Origin of the sequence: Campylobacter sp. CFSAN093249 (genome assembly GCF_011067895.1) — a bacterium.
Classification (GTDB): Bacteria; Campylobacterota; Campylobacteria; order Campylobacterales; family Campylobacteraceae; genus Campylobacter_D; species Campylobacter_D jejuni.
In genome coordinates this window covers 244240-265788 of record NZ_JAAMWM010000005.1, presented here as the reverse complement: position 1 = coordinate 265788, position 21549 = coordinate 244240, and the positions used below count along the sequence as shown (strand labels likewise).

Sequence of the window (21549 nt, the reverse complement as noted above, 5' to 3'; positions counted from 1 at the left end):
TCAACTACCGGTGGTAGAAAGAGATGGCTAGCTTTTATGCTTCTTGCAGATGCCTAAATCTGCACCAAACCCCTAAAACCATTCGCAATTCTTTAGCTCTATATCATTTCCGTTTATATAATTTCTATATCTTTTTTCATAAATATTTTTATTATATCCTTTATCTATATAGAAACTTGTCACTAAAAATGAACTACTTCTGCCTAGCTTTTGTAAAATAACTATAAAATTATGGTTATGTAACCACAAATAAAAACGGATTGCCCGTTTCTCTTTATAATAAAAAGCTTTAATTTCGGGATGAGTATGATTGATAATAATTTGTTTAATCCAATTTATTCTGCAAGCTCTTTGGCTATCAAACTCCCTTGTTTTATTTTGTTTGTTTTCTCGTGTTGTGATATGCCAAAATATCTTTTCTTTCCCCTTATGCTTCTTATGTGATTGCGGATCTATATAAATACAACCTGCTAAATACAATGGAGCCTCAATAAAGTCTTGTTTGAAAATTTTATAAGCTAAGTCAAATTTTTCATTTTCACATTTACAAGTGCTAAAATCCAAGAGATGATACATTATTGTTCACCTTTACCCAATTGAATCCTAAAAATATTACATTTATTTTCCCAAGGTGGCGTTCCTGCATCCAATTCAATATTTGCCAATGTTTCAATTTTATTTATAATATAATTTTTTATTTCACTTACATGCTCTATATCATTTCTTGCTTTGTATGAAATAGCACCTATTAACAAATCCACAAGTTGAACAATATTTGATTCATGTGATTGAATTGTAAAAATTTTTATATTTACTGATTGTTTAAATTTATTAAACAAAACTTTTTCCAATCCTTTTATTTTATCTCCACTCTTCGTATCTTTATAATCAAGATATATTTTTATTTTTGTATCAATATCTATTAAATTATGCAATACTTGATAATACATTTTATAATAAAATAAATCATGATCTCCTTGATTGTAAATATCATGTTGCAGAATGGTTTTATTTGGAATTAATACAGCTTTAAACCACATATATACAGAAGAAAAAAAGAATTCTAATAATTCATCATAAAAACCTTTTTGACTTAAATTTAGTTTTGTCCATTTAATTTCTTTATTATATTTATATTTATGCTTTAAATATTTAATTGTTTTATTAATTTTAATAATTTCAGATGATGGAACTTTAAGCGCTCCTAATACCATAACCTTTGAACACAAAGTTGGATTATCTTTGTAAAATAAATGATTGCTTTCATCGCAAAAAATTTTAAATTCTTTCATATTATCCATTCACTTATTCTTTCCAAAAACTCAAATTTTCTGCTTTTGCAAATTCAATAAAAGCTTCAGCTATGCCATCTTTTTGCAAGTCTTTATATTTTTCTACATTTAATCTATATTCTTGTATTCTTTTGTCAAACTCTTCTTGGCTTTCATCTTTTTGTTTTATAGGCTCATCTCCTTCTAAATGCGGATTAAATAAATCATGTTTTACTACTAAATGATCATGAGAATCTAAAAGTGGGTAATAAATCTTTTCGCCTGAATTATCTTTGCTAGGCTCACTCATAGTAGCAAAAAAGATATTATAGTCCTCACACTTTGGACATAATTTATCATCCCATTTTTGTAAAAATAAAACACTTGTTTTTGTCCCAGTGTGTGGTTTAAAGACATTTCCATGAAGTCCTACAACCGCTAAGATTCTAGCTTTTTGTGCAATGAATTCTCTTATATATTTATCGCTTGAATTATTAAAACGCCCTTGTGGCAATACAATAGCCATTCTACCACCAGGCTTTAACATGTCTAAATTTCGTTCGATAAATAAAATATCTCTTCCTACTTTACTTTGAGGTTTGCCATTTTCCTTTTTGCCCAACTCATATCTAGCTAAAATTCTACTCTCTTTTATATCTCCTGCAAAAGGCGGATTTGCCATTAAAATATCGAAATTAAAATCCCTATTTTGATTTTTAGTTGCTCTTAAATTTTTTAAGCGTTTAAAACCTTCAAAATACACATCTTGCCAATCTTCATCATCTTTTACCCATTCATCCCATCTATCAAAGTCAATGGAATTTAAATACAAAACATTTGTATGCCCATCACCTGCAATTAGATTAAGCATTTTTGATACGCGCACACTCTTTTCATCAAAATCTATACCAAACACTTTTTCTTTTACATAATCTTGACACTCAGAAATCTTTTCTTGGGCTGTAAAGAGATGGCTTGCTTCTATGCCTCTTTCTTTATAAATTGAACGCCACACATAAAAACAAGTATGTATCGGAAATCCACAACTTCCACTTGCAGTATCTATCATACTTTCATCTTTTTTAGGATTTAGCATTTTTACACACATATCTATTACATAACGCGGAGTAAAATATTGCCCTTTTTCACCTTTTGAGGATTTATTCACTAGATATTCAAAAGCATCATCAATCACTTCTAAATTTGAGTTAAATAACTTTACATTTTGCAATGATGATACACATACACTTAGGTGCGAAGGAGAAAGTTTAATTTTCTCATCATTATTAAATACACCTTCCCATTTTTTCTTTGCTTTATCAAAGAGTTTTTCTATTTTTTGCTTAAGTTCAGAATCAGACTCTCCATAATTTCTAAACTCTAAGCTCTTTGTTCTATCTCTTGCACCCTCTAGCTCATCAAAAAGTTTTATAAATATAAGCTTAAAACATTCTTCAAATACATCAACTCCAGCATTTGCCAACACCTCATCTTCCATTTCTGTAACTAAATTCTTTAAACTTCGCTTTTGACTTTTTAAAATATCTTCTTTAATCAAATCATCAAAGGTAAATTTTACTTTCAACAGATCTGGTAATGTCTGGTTTGATGCAGGAATATTTGGAATAGATTCAAAATAATTTGGATCTTTTCTATGATAATAGCTAATTTCTTTACCATTGCACCACACAGCCATAGTTGCACCTGTAGCATTACAATAACTTTTTAATTGTTCTTTGCCATCTTTCAACTTTGGCTTTTTTACTTCTATAATGATGTATGGGGTTGTGATTTGGATTTTATCCATTATCACAATATCAGCCCTTTTTACTTCGCGTCCAAAATGCACACCAAATTCAATTTTTATCATATCTTTAGGATAGTTATATTCATTTAAAAGCTTATCGATATAAAGCTGACGCACAATTTCTTCTGGCGTAAGTTTAATTTCTTTATCGCGGATAAGGCAATTAGTATAGTATATAATTTGGTTATTTTTGTTTGTTTTAGCTATAATTTTAGTTTCCAATTCAGCAATAGCTTTTTTACTAAATAGATCTAGCTTGTAATCACTATCTTTTAAAATTTCCTCAATCATTCTAAACCTTTAAAAATTTTCTATCAAGTCTTTAAAAACAAGGCAAAGTTTTTCAAATTCTTCTATACTTACTCTTTCATCAATAGCGTGAATTCTATCATTACAAACCCCAAATTCCACTACCTTTACACCGTATTTTGCAAAATACCTTGCATCACTTGTGCCGCCTTTAGTATTAAGCTCTGGCACTTCATGGGTGATTTTTTGAACGCTTTCATTCATTTTTTGAACGATTTTATTGTCGATATTTGTCAAAAAAGCTTCGCTTGATTGTTTTAGCTCTAACTCATAGTTTAAACCATGACAAATTTTTTCTACATAACTTTTTACATCTTCTAAGCTTGTATCAGGGGAATTGCGAACATTAAACATAAGTTTTAAATCATTTGGCGTAACATTACACACCCCCATACCTCCGCGAATATCAGTTATAACGATTTTTGAAGGACTAAAATCAGCACTTCCAGGATCAAGATCAAAACCCGCTAAAAGCTTTAACACTGGTGCAAAATCATGCACAGGATTGATACATTTTTCAGGATAAGCAACATGCCCTTGTTTTCCACGGATTAAAAGTTTTCCATTGATAGAACCACGACGCCCTATTTTAATACTATCGCCGATTTTTTTAACACAGGTTGGCTCAGCAACCACGGCATAATCAGGTAGCATATCTCTTTCTTGCATCCATTCTAAAACAGCCTTAGTTCCATATATAGCTTCGCCTTCTTCATCACTTGTTAAAATAAGACTCAGCCTTGCTCCTTTAAAATCCGCATTCTTTGCCGCATCCACAAAGGCTGCTACTCCGCTTTTCATATCTTGAGCACCCCTTGCATAGATAAAGCCTTCTTTTTCCACAGGCGCAAAAGCATTATTACTCCAACCCTCGCCTGCAGGCACCACATCTACATGCCCACCAAAAGCTAAATGCTCGCCTTCATCTTTAAATTTTTTAGTGAGTAAAAGGTTTTTAATGCCTTCTTTTTCTATAAAAAAAGCTTCAAAATCACTCAGTTCCATAGCGATGAAATTTAAAGCTCCATCATCATTTGGCGTAACAGATTTAAATTTTAAAAGTTCGATTAAAAATTCTTTTGCATTCATTTTTTATCCTAAGAAAGTTTTATATAATAAATTAAGAGCAAAATACTCTATAATTATAGCTGAAATTATATTGATTATAAAAACAACTTTTGCACTAAAAACATGACTATATCTTGCCACCACAAAGGCTAAAGCACTTACCCAAAAAAGTATAGCCACAACAAGCCCTAAAGTCATCAAATAAGCATGATTGCTGCTTAAAACCACACTTGCAGCGCTAAGCCAAAATCCTATCACAAAAGGATTTGAACCATTTAAAAAAGCTCCTTTAATATAACTTTTCAAAAGACTTTCTTTAAATTCTTTATGCTCTAAATTTAAGCTTTCTTTCTTTTTTCTTAGCATCAAATACGCCATATAAGTTAAAAAACAAAAACCAAAAATCGCCAAAAAACGCATAAAAATGACATTGTCTAAGAAATTTAAAAGCCCAAATTGAAGCAAAAAAAGATAAAGCATATCTATGCTAAATGCTCCAAGTCCTACAGCTATGGAATTTTTAAAAGCTTTTAGTGCATAAGTTAAAATCAAAATATTTACAGGTCCAAAAGGAACACTCACTCCAAAGCCCAAAAAAACTCCACTTAAAAAAGAATCAAACATTACCATCTTTCATAAAATTTTCTATATCAAGTGCGATTTTATCAATAGCGCTTATAATATCTTCAGTGTAGATTTTATCAAAATACCGCTCTAAATTCGCATCTTTTTCGTAGATATTTAAAATACTTTTTTCGCACATTGAAGCATAACGCCCTACAGGCAAAACCGCCCCACTTGTGCCTACGCTGATAAAAAGCGAAGTTTGATTTAGCAAAGAATAAAGCGTAGCATAAGCAGGAGCTTGCTCTTCAAACATGACTATATTGTGTCTTAAATCCTTGCTTTTGCATTTTGGGCATTGTTTATCTGTGATTTTTTCATAACCTATATTAAAAATTTCTTCGCATTTTAAGCAGCGAAGTTCAGGCAAAAAGCCATGCAAATGTACTACATCTTTACACCCTGCACGCTCTAGCAAATCATCTACATTTTGCGTGATGACAAAAAGATTTTTACCCCATTTTTCTTTTAATTGTGCGATTTTTTCATGAGCATGATTTGGCTTTACATTTTGAAGTTGTGCCCTTCTTGCATCGTAAAAATCAAGTACTTTTTTAGGATTTTTTCTAAAACCTGTTGCAGAGCAAACCTCCATCACATCGTATTCTTCCCAAAGTCCATCATTATCTCTAAAAGTTTTAAGCCCACTTGGAGCAGACAAACCCGCTCCGCTTAATATCATAATGTTTTTCATCGCTAAACCTTATAAAATTTACAAAGTTTAGCGAAAAATGCTTTAAGAAAATAAATATTTTTGCAAGATTTTTTCTTTTTCTTTTTCTAAAAATTCTAATTTAAGATTAAGAAAATCAATTTGTTGTTCTACTAATTCAATGTTTTGAACAATTTTTTCTTGAATTTCTAGCGGTGGGAGTGAGATTGTAAGATTTTTTATAAAATTAGAATTAGCCATAGCAAAATCTCCTAATTTTCTAAATTGGCCATATAAGCCCATACAAGCATAATATAAATATTTTGTATTTAAGATTTTTAGATTTTTTGGATATAAGCCAGTAATATTCTGATTTGTTGCACTTTCAAAAGTTAAAAAACCGATTTTACCTATAGTAGCACCAACTAATGCAATTAATGTTGTTTCTTTCTTTAATAATTTTGCCGATGATTTTTGTAATCCTAATTCTGTAATTTTTTCTTTAACCTGATAATCATAAACATAACAATTTTGACATACTTCAGATTTTACCCAATTGATATTTCCATTCCAATATTCTTTAACTTTTCTATCAGGTGTTCCTCCGCTTTGAATGCTAACAATTTCATTTAGTTTTTCTTTATTCCAACCTTGTTTTGGTGGTGTTGAAAAGGTACCTAAAATAGCTTTTATATTCTTGACGAATTCTTTAAATTTCTTTAAGTCTTCTTGCCTTGCATTAGTAAAATCATCTATAAATGAAAACAAGAGATTAAAATCAAGCTTAGATTCTAATTTTTGCAAATTTTCTAAAATAGAATTTAGTTCATATTCTTGATTGTCCTCTATAATACCACATTTTTGAAGCATTGCTTTGATTAGCTTTTGATACTCTTCTACACTCATTCTTATTGTGTTATACTGCTCTTCTACCTTTTCACACTCTGCTACGATTTGTTTTTGAATTTCAAATGGCGGAAGTGGGATTTTAAGTGATTGTATAAAACTTTTTGCTATATTTTTTAAAGCAATACCCTTAAAACCTACTTCTAAAATATGTAAATTAGAATTAATCACATAATAAATAAACTTAAGAATAATATTTTTTTTATTATTAATAAAAATATATGTATGGTCTGAACTAGAAAATTTGCCGTTTATATAATGTATATTAGCACTACCTCCATCGCCTATAATTAATGCTTCTATATCAAAATCATATTCATTGCATTTTTCTAAAATTCTAGAACTCTTTATAAAAGGATATTTTCCATTAGAATCTGCAAAAGAAGCTGGTCGCCTTCCTTTTCCTAAGCTTTTTGTCAATTGTCCAAATTCCACCAACTCATATTTAGAATTTACAAAAGGATTAGACATTTCATTTTGCATTAAATTACTAGGATTTAAACTTATGGCTTTATTAAATTCCACTTTTTCAAAATCTATCATATCAACAAGCCTTGCTTTTGTAGCATAAGTCTGTAATTCTTGCGGGATAACATCAAGCGTATTTAAAAAAGATTTGTAGATTAAAGTATTAAGCTTAGTCTCATTTTGTGGATTGCCTCTTTCAAAAAGTGGGCTCAAATAAGGCTCGTGCAATTCTTTTAAACCTTCATCACCTTTTCTATTACTCCACTCATAACCTAAGAATTTCTTTTGTTCTTTTATATCACTTGGGGATTTTATGATTAAAACTTCTTGATTAAGACTTAGACTAAAATAAAGCAATTTATCCTTTTCGATTGCCTGAGCATAAGCTAAAAAGGCTTTATCTTCTAAACTTTGTTTATCTTCGCTTTCTTTATAAATTTTAGATTCTTTAAGTTTTTTATAATCACTTGTTTGCCTAAATGCATTGCGATAATCTTTAAAGGCTTCTAACTCTGCAAGTTTAGAATCTAAGTTTCCATTTAAAAAATTGCTATAAAGCTCTTTATCAAATTTTCTAAAATCACAATATGCACTTAGATAATTTTGATAAAAGCTTTCATTGTCTTTTAAATTTTCAGCTTCTATGCGTTCTTTAATCAAACTATAATCTTGAGAAATAAGATGATTTTCTTGTTTAAAAGTTTCTTTTTTGCGTAAAAATAAAATAATCGTATTTGTCCCTGTTGCTCCAAATGTTTGATTACCTAGCTCTACAATGGCAATAAAATCAAAATTTTGAAATAATATTTCTCTTGTATTTTTATAAATAGAATCTTTATTTAAAATAGAACTTGGTAAGATAATAGCAGCTTTAGCATTATCATTTAAAATTTGATTTGCTCGCTCACAAAAAAAGCATTCGATAGAATTATTTGTTTCTATGTTTATATCATCGTTGAAAAGTTTATAAGTATTTTTAGATTTATCACTTAAAGTTTCTAAAAATCCTTTTACAGAATAAGGCGGATTTGCTATAAGCAAATCAAAACTATTTGATTCTATTTGTGGTTTTGCTTTTTCTCCTTCTAAATTATTTGTATTTGCTAATTCAAAAGAAGCAAGTGCATCAGCGTATAAAATATTGATTTCATTTTGCCCATACATTGCACTTGATACCTTAGAAACCTTACTTAAGCGATACTCTTTTTCAATACCATAAATATTTTTATAATGCTCTTTAAGCTCATCTTCTGTTAGATAACGCTTAAGCTCATTGGCATAGGTGTTTAAAAAATGTCCAGCACCACAAGCATAATCAATCACCCTTAAAGCTTTAGAGTTTTTGCTTAACATTTCGTGAAGCGGTAAAGAATACATAATAAATTCACAAATTTGAATAGGAGTAAAAAACTGACCTTCATCTTGCTTCATACCTTTTTGCAAAAAAAGTTCAAAAAGATTGCCTAAAAATTGATTTGTAGAGTTTTGGGTAAGCTTGTAATTTGCAAAAAGCTCTACTATTTCTTTTAATACAAGTGCATTTTTTAAGAATAATTCTTTATTATGCACTTCTAAAAATGCAAAATCATTATTTGAATAAAATTTTAATTCTTTGATGTAATTTTGCATTACTTCTTTTAAAGTTTTTATCTTTAATTGCTTAAAGTCTTTTTCTATATCTTCATTAGATACAAAGGTAATTTTCTCTCCTAAGAATTCTTTCATAGCTTCTTTATAAAGCCACATTAATCTATCTTGCATATTTGCATAAGTATCTGCCATTACACCAAAATATCCAAATTTGAGATTGTTTTTATTAAAAGTTTCATCATAGATTTTACAAAGAAAAATATTTACAAGTTTATCAAAGGCATTTTCCTTGCCTGATATATTATGCTTGCGTAAAATTTTTGCAAATTCGTGATATTTGCCTTCTTCTTTAAGTTCTTTAAGATTATCAAAAGTTGGAGTAATTTCTAAAATTTTATAGGCATTGACATTTGCTTCAAAAATACCTTGTTTAAAATATTGCAGTTCATAACTTTCTTTCCAAGTTTTAAAAAGTTCTATATTGTTATTAGATTTTTTATAAGAATTTTGTAATTCCTTTTCTTTTAGATATTCTTCGTTATCATAAGCTTGTATGATGTAATTTTTATATTCTAACTTATCGCTAAAATCACTTGTATAAAGACAAAGATATTTTACACCTTTTTCTTGCTGAAAATAAGAAAAAAGCTGCCCGCCATCTTCTTGCATTCTATTCCATTCTTTTATAAATTCACTATTTTTAGAATCTGTGGTTTTACATTCTATAATCAAATAAGGATTGTTTTCATTATCCTTTACTAAAATATCAGCCTTACCACCTTTTTTATCCCTGCCAAGATTCCATTTTGGCTCTAACTCTAAATGTTCAGCCTTATAACCTTTTTCTAAAAGTCTATGCACACATTCAAAAACTACAAAATTTTCAGGGTGTGAAAAATTAGAAGTAGTTTTATCGTGAATTTTTATTTCTTTTGGGTAATTAATACTTTGGCTTTTATAATCTATTAAAAGTGTGTAATTATTGATTGTTTTTACATAATTTTCATTTTTATTTTTAAAGCCTAAGTTTTCTAGAACTTGTTTTAAATTATCTTTTGTAATCATTTATTTCCTTATAATCTCACCACCTTAGCACCAAAGCCACCTTGACTAATCGGTGCGTCATTAAAGCCTTTAACGCTTTTATGAGTTTTCAAAAACTCTCTTACAGCAAAGGCAAGCTTTCCTGTTCCTATACCATGGTAAACTAAAACTTCATCAAAGCCTGCAAGCAAAGCATCTGAAATAAATTTATCAAGCCTTGAAATAGCTTCATCACTCCTAAGCCCGTGCAAATCCAAGCTAACGCTAAGATTAGTCGGTTTTGCCACACTAATGCTTGTTTTTGGACTTATTTTAGGTGTAGGAGTGCTTTTTTTAAGCAGTTTTAAAGGCACACGAAGTTTGATCCCATCACTTTCAACCATAGCATCATTTTTAGAAATGCTTATGATTTTACCCTTAATTTTTTCATATTTTACAAAATTCCCCACACGCAATTCTTCGTTTTGCTCCATACTTGGCAAGATGATTTCTTTTTTAAGTTCATTGGCTTTATTAAGACTTCTTTGCTTGTCTTTTATATCTTTAAGCTGTATGGTTTTTTTAGCTTCTTCTATGGCTTTGTGAAATTTAAATTCTAAATTTCTCAAACTCGTACGAAATTCTTGTTCATTTTTTTCTTTTTGCTCTTTTAAGGAAAGTAAAATTTCATCGACTTTTTGCTCTTTTTTCTCGACATTTTCAAGCTTAGCTTTTAGTTCTAATTCAAGATTGATATTTTTACCCACAAGCTCTTCTAAATTTTCTTTATCCTCGCCATAAAGCTTTTTAGCCTCGCTAACTAAATTCGGCGGAATCTGATAACGCAAAGCGGTTTCAAAGGCATAAGATTTTCCTATAGTACCTTTTAAAAACTCATATTTTGGGCGTGAAAGCTCTTCATCATATAAAGCAGCGATGAGTTCAACTTGCTCATTCTTTGCTAAAAGCATGGCAAGGCGTTTGTGGTGCGTGGTGATGATGATTTTAAGATTATTAGCTATGAGTTTTGAAATTAACACACTATACAAACAAGCCGCTTCTTCAAAATCTGTTCCAAGCTCTATTTCATCGATACCTAAAAGCAAATTTTTCCTAGAAAAAAGCCTAGAAAAATGCAACATTCTTCCTGCAAAAGTTGAAATGTCGTTTTTAACATTTTGCGGATCTTCTATGATGGCATCAAATTCTTTAAAAGTACCGATTTTACTTTCACTTGCTTTTATATGCATAGGCAAAAGATGTTTAGCTAAAAATGCTGCGCTTAGCATGGATTTTAAAAGCATGGATTTTCCGCCTGCATTTACCCCTGTGATGATTAAAACTTGTTTTTTAAATTCCAAACTCACGCTTTTTGGATTTTTTAAGGCAGGATGGGCGAAATTTTTAAGCACTAAATCCGTACTTTGATCGCACAAAATAAATTCAAAATCCCTTTTTTTAGCAAGCAAAACTCTAGCACTATAATGGTCAAAAAGATCAAAGGCTGTATTGATAAATTTTAAAAAAGGTAGATTTTTTGCTAAAAAAGCTGAGAAATTTTTAGCGTATTCATAATAAATTTCTTCTTTTTGATTTTTGATTTTTTCTATATCATTTTGCAAATTTTCAACACTAAGCGGAACGATGTAAAATCCTCCCCCACTACTTCTACCTATGATTTTTGCTTTAATAGCGTGATTAAACCCACCTCTTACAAGCAAGGCTTCAAGATTGTTTATAAGATGGATTTGTGTATCGATAAGATAAGGCATTAAAGCTTTTGTATAGCAAAATTTCTTAAACTCAGCTATTATGCTTTCATTTTTTAATCTTAGAGCTGTATTGATATTTACCAATCTTTCATCTAAGCTTTCTTTTAACTCGCCCTTTTCATCAAATTTTTCACAAAGATCTAAAATTCCATTGACAAATTCAATCTTTTCAAGCCATGAATTTAAATTGCTGCCTAAATTGAGCTTTTTGATCTTTTCAAAATAGCGAAAAATTTTTACAAATTCAAAAATCTCATCTAAATGTAAAACTCCTTGTTTGCTTAAATGTACCAAAGCCTTATCCAAATTTGAAAGCTCGGGCAAATTTGGAAATTCAGTCTCGCAAAGCTCATTGATACGCTTAAAATGAAGGTGAGAATCCCCCTGTAAAAAAATTTCTTTATCCCTTGCAAAACAAGACTTAAATTCATACAAATAAGTATTTAAATCAAGTTTTAAAAGTAATTCTTCTTTGATCTCATTCATCGTTTAACCTACAATCTCTAATATCGATAATCAACGAATTAAAGCTTTGATTATTATCCTTTGATATAAAGCTTCCTGTCCCAAATTCGTAATTAAAATAAGCTTTAGAGATATTTATATCTTTACATAAAATATTTTTATTTTGATTAAAAGCTACGATAATATCTGTTCTTAAATGACTTTTTTGCGTGTTTTCAAATTCAAAAAATACTGCTAAAACAATAAAAATCACAAGCAAAATACCAAAAAAAGGTTTAGTTTTTTTGCCTAATTTTTCACGCAAAGCAAAAGTGATTAAGGCTAAAATTAAGATGATTAAAAGATATAAAAAAAACCTACTCATTCTTTTGCCTTAATTTATTACTGATATCTCCTGCGCCAAAACCTATAATAAGCCCTTCTTCAAAAACCTGCCCCTTAGAAGCCACCAAAAATTTACCCTCTCTTTTAATATCTTCTACAAATAAAGCCTTAGGAAAAACCGCCTTTAAATCAAGTTCTATAGACTCTTCTCCTGCAGCATAAACAGGTAAAATTATAAGCTCATCAACACCTTCAAAAGCCTTTGCAAATTCCTTTAAATTTGTAGCCAAACGCGTGTAGCGGTGAGGTTCAAAGATAGCTGTGATTTTTTTATATCCGCCTAATCTTGCATATTCTTGTGCTGCACTTAAAGTCGCTTTTATTTCGGTAGGATGATGACCATAATCATCGATTAAAACCAAATTTTCATCAGCATGTAAAATATCAAAACGCTTTTTAATACCTTGATAATTTTTAAGCCTAGTTCTTATCGTTTCTATATCTAAGAAATTTAAAGCCGCTAAAATCGCCAAAGACGCATCAAGGGCTAAATGATATCCCATGCCAAAAACTTTAAATTCACCTAAATCTTTCAACTCAAAGCTTGTAAAAGGTTTGAAATTTTCTATACACATGGTGCAGTTTTTGATATCTTTGCTTGGATAAAGCTTGATTGACTCATTTTTATAATTTTTCAAAAACTCATCTTCAGCATTAATCACGCGAATTTTAGCCGTGTCTAAAAACTCTGTATAAGCATGATGGAGTTTTGAAACTTCATTACCATAATGATCTAAATGCTCTGCTTCTGCATTAGTAACTATAGCCAAATAAGGATTTGAATTTAAAAAAGAACTATCGCTCTCATCAGCTTCAAAAACAAGGTTTTGGCTTTCTTTATAAATCATATTTGAACCAAATTCTTTTAAAATCGCTCCGATGATCACAGAAGCATCATCAAGCAAAGAAGCCAAAATACTTGAAGTTGTGCTTTTTCCATGTGCTCCTGCAACTGCAAAAACACGCTTATCTTCTAAAATAAGAGATAAGGCCTCCTTGCGTGAAAGGCATTTAATGCCTAATTCTTTAGCGTGTTTAAATTCAGGATTTTCTTCTTTGATAGCAGCAGAATAAATAACTAAATCTTTGTTTAAAATATTGTCTTTATGATGAGGGATACTGACCTTAACCCCTTCTTTTTCTAGTTCTTTAGTGATTTTACTCTCTTTAAGATCACTTCCGCTAATTTTAAAACCTTTTTCTTTTAAAAATCTTGCTAAAGCGGAAATTCCTATACCGCCTATGCCGATAAAATGGATATTTTGCATCATTTAAACCTTTATACTTTAAAGGCTAAATTTTAGCACTTTTTTACTAAAAAGAAAATATAAACCTTAGCTTCTATCAGCTCTAGATAACTTTTATAAACTTATAAATCTATAAGTATAAATTTAATTTTTAAATTCTTTTATTATCTTATCAAAACCCCAAAGTTTTCTTGCTTCATCACTTTTTTTAGGCTCTATAATAAGCATTTCTTCTTCAGAACCCAATTTACTTTCTATCTCACCAAAAGCATTAATAAACAAAGTATCGCCGTAAAAATTCCACTCATCTTTTGTTTTGCCTATGCGATTTACTCTTAAAATGCTTGTAGAATTTAAAAAAGCTCTTGTTTTTAAAAGTTCTTCCCATCTTTGTTTGCTTTCAAAGGTACAAGCACTAGGAACGATAACCAAATCAATTTTTTTCGCCATAATCTGTTGCCAAAAAATATCAAAATGTGTCTCAAAACCAAAAAGCAAAGCACATTTTAATTTTTCATAATTAAAAGTAAAAATTTTTAATTCTGATGGAGTTTTGTTGCTGAAAAATTTTTCTTCATTCCAATGTTCATAAGGCATTAAAATTTGCTGTTCATAACTTTTCACACCATTTGGAGTAACTTTTAAGCAAAGTTTTTTATAACTTTTAGCTTCAACGCTTACATAAGGAGCGATGATTTCTAATTCGTATTTTTTAGCAAGTTTAATCAAGCTTTCTTTTTTAGCTTCGCTTTGTTCTTTTATCATATTTTTTGGCATATGCAAAAGTTCTGTAAAAAAACTGTTGATCACATATTCTCCCAAAACTACTAAATTTACTCCATTGTCTTTTGAAGCTTTAAGATAATAATCAAGCCTTGATTCACTTAAAGCTAAAGTTGGAAACTGTAAAGCTGCTATTTTACTCATCGATTTGCTCCACTTCTAATTTTGCTTTTTCAAGCTCAAGTCTTGCTTTTTTGATACTCTCTAAACCTTCTTTATAAATTTTTACACTTTCATCTAAGGCAAGCTCTTGATTATTTAATTTTTCCAAAGATTCATTAGCGTGTTTTAAATTTTCTTCAAAACTCATTGATGATTAACCTTGTAGTTTGGTGCTTCATGAGTGATAGTAACATCATGCACGTGACTTTCTTTAAGCCCTGCAGTGGTAATTTCAACAAATTCGGCTCTTTTTTGAAAATCTTCTATATCTTTAGCCCCAACATAACCCATAGAAGAACGCAAACCTCCTAAAAGTTGATGCACCACGCTTCTTATACTTCCCACATAAGGAACACGCCCTTCTATACCTTCAGGAACGAGTTTATCTTGAGCAGTACCTTGCTGAAAATATCTATCCGAACTTCCCTTTTGCATAGCCCCAAGTGAGCCCATACCACGATAAGACTTATATTGTCTTCCTTGATAAGTAAAAAGCTCTCCTGGACTCTCATCCGTTCCAGCTAAAAGCGATCCTATCATAACAGAACTCGCACCTACAGCTAAAGCTTTTGCAATATCACCTGAATATTTAATCCCGCCATCAGCTATCACAGGAACGCCAAATTTATTTGCTTCTTCCACGCACTCATCAATGGCCGAAATTTGAGGCACGCCCACACCTGAAACAATACGCGTAGTACAAATACTTCCTGGCCCAATACCTACTTTAACCGCATCTACTCCTGCTTCACAAAGTGCTTTTGCTGCAGCTGCAGTGGCGATATTTCCTGCGATAAGATCTAAATTTGGATATTTAGCCTTAATTGCTTTTACTGTATCAATAATACCCTTAGAATGCCCATGCGCAGAATCAAGCACAACAACATCAACGCCTGCTTCAACTAAAGCATCCACACGATCCATTTGCCCTACTCCTATAGCCGCGCCCACGCGTAATCTTCCAAAATTATCTTTATTGGCATCAGGATATTCTTTGCGTTTTTTAAGATCTTTTATAGTGATAAGTCCTTCCAAGCGTCCTTGTTCATCAACTATAGGAAGTTTTTCTACTTTGTTGGTGCTGAAAATTTTTTCCGCATCATCTAAAGTACAACCCTTTGGAGCAGTGATTAAAGGCATTTTAGTCATAACATTTTCAACCAAATTTGAAAAATCACTCTCAAATCTTAAATCACGATTGGTAAGTATGCCTATTAGTTTCTTATCTTCATCTACTACAGGAACACCTGAAATTCTATACTCTGCCATAATTTCTAAAGCTTCCGCAACACTTGCCTTAGGACTTACAAAAATAGGATCGATAATCACCCCGCTTTCGCTTTTTTTCACTCTTTTTACTTCTCTAACCTGTGAGGTTATATCCATGTTTTTATGAATCACTCCAAGCCCTCCAAGTCTTGCCATCATAATAGCAGCCCTGTGTTCAGTAACTGTATCCATAGCCGCAGAGATTAAAGGCATATTTAAAGTGATATTTTTTGTCAGTTTAGTATGAATTTTTACTTCCTTAGGTAGAACTTCAGAATACCCAGGACGCAATAATACATCTTCAAAAGTTAAAGCTCTTTTTACAATTTTCATCTTTCATCCTTAATTTTTAATCATTTGTTCTAAACTTAAAGCCCCGTCTAACAAGGTTTGTTCATCATAAGCTTTGCAAATCAGTTGTGCTGATATATTAAGCCCTTCTTTATCTTTTGCAACAGGCACACTAATGCCTCCAAGCCCTGCTAAATTTACAGAGATAGTATAAACATCTTCTAAATAAGTTTGTATAGGGCTTTTTTGAGTATCAAATTTAAAAGCCGTTGTAGGCGTTACAGGCATAAAAATAAGATCACAATCTTGTAAAATTTCTTCATATTTTGCCTTGATAAAAGCTCTAGCTTTTTGTGCTTTAATATAATACGCATCATAATATCCACTGCTTAAAACAAAAGCTCCTAACAAAATTCTTCTTTTTACTTCTTCGCCAAAACCTTCACTGCGTGTATTTACATACATTTCTTTTAAATTTTGGATATTTTCGGAACGCTTACCATAACGCACGCCATCATAACGACTTAAATTTGCACTTGCTTCAGCTGTTGCGATGATATAATACGCTGCAATATCAAACTTAGAATCAAGTAAATTTTTATATACAATCTCATGTCCATTAGCTTTTAACATATCTATGGTTTTTAAAAGTGCATTTTTTACTTCACTATCTGCATCATTGACATAATTTTCAATCACTGCAATTTTTAATTTTTTATTTGCATTTAAATTTGGAGCGGTTTTGATAAACTCGATATTTGCACTCGTGCTATCCATTTTGTCATATCCTGCGATCGCATCATATAAAATTGCCGCATCTTCTACATTTTGCGTTAAAACCCCGATTTGATCCAAACTTGAAGAATAAGAAGCTAAGCCATAGCGACTCACTCTTCCATAACTCGGTTTAAATCCTACGCAACCACAAAAAGCTGCAGGCTGACGCACAGATCCTCCTGTATCAGAACCCAAACTTGCCAAAGCCAAGCCACCCGCTACCGCAGCAGCACTTCCGCCACTTGAACCACCTGGTACACGCTCAAAATTTAAAGGATTTAAAGTTTTGCCATAATAAGAACTCGCTGTTGAGCTTCCCATAGCAAATTCATCCATATTGCAACGCCCAAAAGGAGAAAAACCATTAGCTTTTAAATTAACAATCACACTTGCATCATAAGGGGCGATATAACCTTGTAAAATCTTACTCGCACTAGTAAGCTCCCAGCCCTTTACGCTGATATTATCTTTTATAGCTACAGGCACACCTTCACCTGAAACACTTAAGTCTTTATCTAAAAATTGTTCGATATAAGCACCTATTTTTTTTTCTTTTTTTGCTTTTTCATTGAGTTCTTTTTTTAAATTTTCAAGTTCTTCTTTGGAGTATTTTAAAGCTTCTTTTAAAGTTATCATTTATTTTCCTTTGTTTTTTTGATCAAAAATACTGCTAAAGCACTAAAAGCCAAAACCACCGCTACAGTTGTGATGATAATGCTATTTGGAATAGGATTTTCTAGCATTGAATCCCTTTTAAAACTTCTTCACATCTTAAACAAGGTGTTTCTTCATCTTTACTTTGAAGTTTCCAACATCTTGGGCATTTACAAAGCGAAGCTTTGGTGATTTTAAATTTCTCATTCTCTACTTCAAATTCAGCCAAAATTTCTTCATTTTCATTGCTGATTTGACTTACCATAAACCAATCGGCTAATTCCTCATTTGGGAATTTATTAAAACTGATGTTTAAATTTAATTCCAAAGTAGATTTGATGATTTTATCTTTTTTAAGTATATCAATTTGTTCAAAAAATTTCTCTCTAGCACTCATTAAAAATGTATCATCTATACCAAAATCATAATCAAAATCTTGAGTTAAACTTAGATCAAATACATCTTTTGCATCACCTTTGATTAAAACATTAGCATGTTCTAAAGCCTCATCTACACTATAGCTTAAATTTGAAGCAAGTAAATTTAAAAGCTCTTTTGCTATCAAAGCCATAGCCACTTGAGCGGATTTTCTTCTTTGAGCATTTTCGCTATCACAATAAAGTCTATCTTTACTGATATCAAGATAAATCCCACTTAAATCCGCACTTAAGAAATTTAAAAGCAAACTAAAACCTTTAGCAAATTCATAAGCAAAAAATGCCTCTTTGCTTGCTTTAAAAACTTTAGTTGCACGGCTTAATATCCATTTATCAATAAAGCTAAATTCTTTAACTTCTAAATCTTTTAAGTCATTTGTATTGGCAAGTAAAAATCTTATAGTGTTTCTTATTTTGCGATATTGTTCACCCACTTGTTTTAAGATATTGTCTGAAATTTTTAAATCACTTGAATAATCACTTAAAAGTATCCAAAGTCTTAAAATTTCAACTCCATAGGTTTTTGCTACATATTTAGGAGCAATCACATTGCCTTTAGATTTAGACATTTTTTGCCCTTTTTCATCAGTGGTAAAACCATGAGTTAAAATGCTTTCATAAGGTGCACTTTCATTGATCGCTGTACCTACAAGCAAAGAGCTTTGAAACCAACCACGATGCTGATCGCTTCCTTCTAAATACATACTTGCTCTTTTTTCTCCTGCGTCATAAAGTCCGCTATTTAAAACCGCATTAAAAGTACTTCCACTATCAAACCAAACATCTAAAATATCATATACTTTTTCTAAATTTTCAGCGTTGTATTTTGAATTTGTAGGAATTAAATCTTTGATTTCAAACTCCCACCACGCATCAGCGCCATGTTTTTCAAAGATAGCTGCTACAAAGTCAAAAAGCTCATCATCAAAAATCACTTCTTTAGTGTTTTTATCTCTAAAAAAGGCTATAGGCGTTCCCCAGTCTCTTTGTCTTGAAATACACCAATCTGGGCGATTTTCCACCATAGAGCCTATTCTTTTTACCCCACTTTGCGGATAAAAAGTTGTTTTTAAAAGTTGTTCTTTTGCACACTCTCTTAAAGTTTTTCCTTGAAGTTTTGGCTCATCCATTAAAATAAACCATTGTTTAGTAGCTCTATAAATCACAGGCTTATGCGTTCTCCAACAAAATGGATAAGAGTGTATAAATTTAGAAGAATGTAACAGTTTTGCGCCTAAAAGTTCTAAAATTTTTTCATTGGCCTTAAAAATATGAAGACCTATAAACTCTTCAAGCAAATGAGAAGGCAAAAGCTCTTTAGCTCTTAAAGTTTCATCATAACATCCACCATCATCAACAGGCATTAAAACTTCAATACCGTATTTCAAACAAGCATAGTAATCATCTTCGCCATGTCCTGGTGCAGTATGCACAAGTCCACTTCCACCATCCATCAATACATGCTCACCCATGATTAAAACAGATTTTCTTCCATTTAAAGGATTGATAGCTTCAAGTTTTTCAAATTCTTTTGCGTTTAATTCTTTTTGAATTTCTCCACTTGTAAGTCCTTTTTCTACCATACTTTTAAGCAAGGCACTTGCAAAAACCAAACCCTCTTTAGTGATCACATAATTTTCATTAGGATTTAAAGCTATAGCTTGATTAGCCACCAAAGTCCAAGGCGTAGTTGTCCATATCACTGCGCTTGCTTTTGAAACGCCTAATTTTTCGCAAGCTTTTACATCTAAATCAAAAGCCACAAAGATAGAATAATCTTCTTTATCTTGATACTCTACTTCAGCTTCCGCTAAAGCTGACTTTGCTGCCCAACTCCAAAAAACAGGTTTAGAACGCTCACAAAGTAAGCCTTTTTTAGCAATCTCGCATAAAGTTCTATAAATCGCTGCTTCAAACTCAAATTTCATAGTCAAATAAGGCTTATCCCAATCCGCAATAATGCCTAAATTTTTAAATTCTTCTCTTTGGATATCTACAAATTCACTCGCATGTTGTCTGCAAAACTCACGAATTTCTTTCTTGCTTAGGCTTTTTTTCTTTTCTCCAAGCTTTACTTCTACTTGTTGTTCTATAGGTAAACCATGACAATCCCACCCTGGAGTAAAACGCACACTCTCACCTTTAAAATAATGCGTTTTGATAATAGTTTCTTTTAAAATTTTATTTAAAGCATGTCCTATATGGATATGTCCGTTAGCATAAGGGGGGCCATCGTGTAAGGTAAAACTTTTTTTCGCATTTTTGCGATTTTCTTTCATTTTTTCATAAGCATAATTTTGCTCAAACCATTTTTTAAATCTTTGCGGTTCAAGTTCCGCTAAATTCGCCCGCATAGCAAAACTAGTACTGGGCAAAAGTAGAGTTTCTTTGTAGTCCATTTTTTCCACCTAATTTTTAATAATCTTAAATTCTACTCAAATTAGCTTTAATTTCTACTTTGTTTTTAGCTATAATTATAAGAAAAAAAGGAAAATTTATGAAACATTTGCTTTATCTTATAGGAGATGAGCTTACTATAAACGAAAAATTCAAAAATTATATTTATAGAACTTATGAAGAAAAATTTAAAGAAATTAACGAAATTCGCATACAAAATAAAACCGATAAAGATTTACCCTTTTTGCTTGAAAATCTCTTAAATCAGTATGATTTTATCACTTTATTTACAAGCCCTTTGCATTATGCGACTGTTGCTAAAATTTTAGCAACTTTAAATGATGATAATCTTATCTTAAAAGATGATACCTTGGTTCCAGATAAAGCAGAATTTAGTAAAAATAGCTTTGTGTGTAATTTTTCAAATTCAAAAATCAATGTCGTTAAAATAAATCCAAGCGAAAAATTACCCAATCTTCTTGGGCATATAAAATTAAATTTTGCATATTTTTGCATTTTTGGCATGGATGATGAAAGCGCTATATTACTACTGCAAACCCTAACAAAATCTTATGAGATAAGTATAAAATCAACCAAGCTTTTAGATAATCTTGTGCTTATTAAGGCCACTTGCGCTAATTTTGGAAAACTTGATGGTTTTTTAAATAGCGTAAAAAATCTTTTTGGACAAAAGGTGTTTTTAGGTAAAGATCCTATACATTTTATAAGCTCTAAACTTTTAGAAAAAAAATTAAAAATTTCTTTTGCTGAAAGTTGCACAGGTGGACTTTGTGCAAGTACCTTAACCAAAATTTCAGGTGCAAGTGAAATTTTTGAAGGTTCTATTGTAAGTTATTCCAACCGCATCAAACACGAATGGCTTGGAATTAGCGAAAGCGTCTTAGAAAATAATGGCGAATACAGTGAACGTTGTGTTTATTTCATGCTAAAAGGTATTTTTAAAACAGCTAATCCTGATTTTGCCTTAGCTATTAGCGGAGTAGTTGGCGAAAAAGATGAGGGAAAAATAAAATCAGGCACTATTTATATAGGTGCAATGTTTAGAGATGGAACTTTTATCCAAGAAACGCTTTATTTAGATGGAGATCGTGAATTTATGCAAGAACAAGCTGTTTTGGCAACTTTTTGCTTACTTCTAAAATTAAAACCTGAAATTTTTGAAATTTAAGGGA

Annotated in this window: 17 protein-coding genes; 1 reads left to right on the top strand and 16 read right to left on the bottom strand. The window is 31.1% G+C overall.

Features of this window, described 5'->3' with window-relative positions:
- Positions 1–72: 72 nt before the first annotated feature.
- The 16 genes from FBF10_RS05170 to ileS all read right to left on the bottom strand — a co-directional run bounded on the left by FBF10_RS05170 (position 73) and on the right by ileS (position 20358).
- Positions 73–576, bottom strand: coding sequence for a hypothetical protein (locus tag FBF10_RS05170; protein ID WP_052803905.1), 504 nt, complete (start codon positions 574–576; stop codon positions 73–75).
- Positions 576–1301: a DUF3800 domain-containing protein gene (locus tag FBF10_RS05165; RefSeq protein ID WP_052804056.1), complete on the bottom strand. Its 726-nt coding sequence runs from the start codon at positions 1299–1301 to the stop codon at positions 576–578. The genes FBF10_RS05170 and FBF10_RS05165 overlap by 1 nt, the downstream gene beginning before the upstream one ends.
- 4 nt (positions 1302–1305) lie before the next feature.
- Entirely contained in the window at positions 1306–3369 is a 2064-nt protein-coding gene (locus FBF10_RS05160) for an N-6 DNA methylase (RefSeq protein ID WP_002888290.1), read from the bottom strand.
- Between the two features lie 9 nt (positions 3370–3378).
- Positions 3379–4476, bottom strand: a complete 1098-nt coding sequence (dapE, locus tag FBF10_RS05155) for a succinyl-diaminopimelate desuccinylase (protein WP_057033277.1) — start codon at positions 4474–4476, stop codon at positions 3379–3381.
- Positions 4477–4479: 3 nt separating this feature from the next.
- Positions 4480–5079 (bottom strand): LysE family translocator, encoded by a 600-nt coding sequence (locus FBF10_RS05150; protein WP_002888294.1) that lies wholly within the window; start codon positions 5077–5079, stop codon positions 4480–4482.
- Positions 5072–5773: an NAD-dependent deacetylase gene (locus tag FBF10_RS05145; protein WP_002888296.1), complete on the bottom strand. Its 702-nt coding sequence runs from the start codon at positions 5771–5773 to the stop codon at positions 5072–5074. Before FBF10_RS05145 ends, FBF10_RS05150 begins: the two co-directional genes overlap by 8 nt.
- Positions 5774–5815: 42 nt before the next feature.
- The gene (locus FBF10_RS05140) at positions 5816–9760 is read right to left on the bottom strand and encodes a restriction endonuclease subunit S (protein ID WP_057033278.1); all 3945 of its coding nucleotides are present in this window, start codon (positions 9758–9760) and stop codon (positions 5816–5818) included.
- An 8-nt stretch (positions 9761–9768) separates the two neighbouring features.
- On the bottom strand, positions 9769–11976 hold the full coding sequence (locus tag FBF10_RS05135) for an endonuclease MutS2 (RefSeq protein WP_165433900.1): 2208 nt from the start codon (positions 11974–11976) through the stop codon (positions 9769–9771).
- Positions 11969–12319: a hypothetical protein gene (locus FBF10_RS05130; RefSeq protein WP_002779109.1), complete on the bottom strand. Its 351-nt coding sequence runs from the start codon at positions 12317–12319 to the stop codon at positions 11969–11971. The genes FBF10_RS05135 and FBF10_RS05130 overlap by 8 nt, the downstream gene beginning before the upstream one ends.
- The gene (murC, locus tag FBF10_RS05125; RefSeq protein ID WP_079263717.1) at positions 12312–13610 is read right to left on the bottom strand and encodes a UDP-N-acetylmuramate--L-alanine ligase; all 1299 of its coding nucleotides are present in this window, start codon (positions 13608–13610) and stop codon (positions 12312–12314) included. The genes FBF10_RS05130 and murC overlap by 8 nt, the downstream gene beginning before the upstream one ends.
- 120 nt (positions 13611–13730) lie before the next feature.
- On the bottom strand, positions 13731–14513 hold the full coding sequence (locus FBF10_RS05120; RefSeq protein ID WP_002888304.1) for a carbon-nitrogen hydrolase family protein: 783 nt from the start codon (positions 14511–14513) through the stop codon (positions 13731–13733).
- The gene (gene xseB, locus FBF10_RS05115; RefSeq protein ID WP_002853034.1) at positions 14506–14679 is read right to left on the bottom strand and encodes an exodeoxyribonuclease VII small subunit; all 174 of its coding nucleotides are present in this window, start codon (positions 14677–14679) and stop codon (positions 14506–14508) included. Before xseB ends, FBF10_RS05120 begins: the two co-directional genes overlap by 8 nt.
- On the bottom strand, positions 14676–16133 hold the full coding sequence (gene guaB, locus FBF10_RS05110) for an IMP dehydrogenase (RefSeq protein WP_002888306.1): 1458 nt from the start codon (positions 16131–16133) through the stop codon (positions 14676–14678). Before guaB ends, xseB begins: the two co-directional genes overlap by 4 nt.
- A 9-nt stretch (positions 16134–16142) precedes the next feature.
- Positions 16143–17504, bottom strand: coding sequence for an Asp-tRNA(Asn)/Glu-tRNA(Gln) amidotransferase subunit GatA (gene gatA / locus FBF10_RS05105; RefSeq protein WP_002888309.1), 1362 nt, complete (start codon positions 17502–17504; stop codon positions 16143–16145).
- The gene (locus FBF10_RS05100) at positions 17501–17611 is read right to left on the bottom strand and encodes a hypothetical protein (RefSeq protein WP_002860186.1); all 111 of its coding nucleotides are present in this window, start codon (positions 17609–17611) and stop codon (positions 17501–17503) included. Before FBF10_RS05100 ends, gatA begins: the two co-directional genes overlap by 4 nt.
- On the bottom strand, positions 17605–20358 hold the full coding sequence (gene ileS, locus FBF10_RS05095) for an isoleucine--tRNA ligase (RefSeq protein ID WP_002888311.1): 2754 nt from the start codon (positions 20356–20358) through the stop codon (positions 17605–17607). The genes FBF10_RS05100 and ileS overlap by 7 nt, the downstream gene beginning before the upstream one ends.
- 98 nt (positions 20359–20456) lie before the next feature.
- On the opposite strand from ileS, the gene FBF10_RS05090 reads away from it, so the two are divergent.
- Entirely contained in the window at positions 20457–21545 is a 1089-nt protein-coding gene (locus FBF10_RS05090; protein ID WP_057033280.1) for a CinA family protein, read from the top strand.
- Positions 21546–21549 lie beyond the last annotated feature (4 nt).

What these genes read in the sequence shown, in the direction of transcription:
- FBF10_RS05120 (WP_002888304.1), bottom strand. Translation starts at nt 14,513, where the DNA reads ATGAGTAAAATAGCAGCTTTACAGTTTCCAACTTTAGCTTTAAGTGAA.
- FBF10_RS05130 (WP_002779109.1), bottom strand. Translation starts at nt 12,319, where the DNA reads ATGAGTAGGTTTTTTTTATATCTTTTAATCATCTTAATTTTAGCCTTA.
- FBF10_RS05100 (WP_002860186.1), bottom strand. Translation starts at nt 17,611, where the DNA reads ATGCTAGAAAATCCTATTCCAAATAGCATTATCATCACAACTGTAGCG.
- FBF10_RS05160 (WP_002888290.1), bottom strand. Translation starts at nt 3,369, where the DNA reads ATGATTGAGGAAATTTTAAAAGATAGTGATTACAAGCTAGATCTATTT.
- FBF10_RS05145 (WP_002888296.1), bottom strand. Translation starts at nt 5,773, where the DNA reads ATGAAAAACATTATGATATTAAGCGGAGCGGGTTTGTCTGCTCCAAGT.
- ileS (WP_002888311.1), bottom strand. Translation starts at nt 20,358, where the DNA reads ATGGACTACAAAGAAACTCTACTTTTGCCCAGTACTAGTTTTGCTATG.
- FBF10_RS05165 (WP_052804056.1), bottom strand. Translation starts at nt 1,301, where the DNA reads ATGGATAATATGAAAGAATTTAAAATTTTTTGCGATGAAAGCAATCAT.
- guaB (WP_002888306.1), bottom strand. Translation starts at nt 16,133, where the DNA reads ATGAAAATTGTAAAAAGAGCTTTAACTTTTGAAGATGTATTATTGCGT.
- murC (WP_079263717.1), bottom strand. Translation starts at nt 13,610, where the DNA reads ATGATGCAAAATATCCATTTTATCGGCATAGGCGGTATAGGAATTTCC.
- FBF10_RS05150 (WP_002888294.1), bottom strand. Translation starts at nt 5,079, where the DNA reads ATGTTTGATTCTTTTTTAAGTGGAGTTTTTTTGGGCTTTGGAGTGAGT.
- FBF10_RS05135 (WP_165433900.1), bottom strand. Translation starts at nt 11,976, where the DNA reads ATGAATGAGATCAAAGAAGAATTACTTTTAAAACTTGATTTAAATACT.
- FBF10_RS05090 (WP_057033280.1), top strand. Translation starts at nt 20,457, where the DNA reads ATGAAACATTTGCTTTATCTTATAGGAGATGAGCTTACTATAAACGAA.
- xseB (WP_002853034.1), bottom strand. Translation starts at nt 14,679, where the DNA reads ATGAGTTTTGAAGAAAATTTAAAACACGCTAATGAATCTTTGGAAAAA.
- FBF10_RS05140 (WP_057033278.1), bottom strand. Translation starts at nt 9,760, where the DNA reads ATGATTACAAAAGATAATTTAAAACAAGTTCTAGAAAACTTAGGCTTT.
- FBF10_RS05170 (WP_052803905.1), bottom strand. Translation starts at nt 576, where the DNA reads ATGTATCATCTCTTGGATTTTAGCACTTGTAAATGTGAAAATGAAAAA.
- gatA (WP_002888309.1), bottom strand. Translation starts at nt 17,504, where the DNA reads ATGATAACTTTAAAAGAAGCTTTAAAATACTCCAAAGAAGAACTTGAA.
- dapE (WP_057033277.1), bottom strand. Translation starts at nt 4,476, where the DNA reads ATGAATGCAAAAGAATTTTTAATCGAACTTTTAAAATTTAAATCTGTT.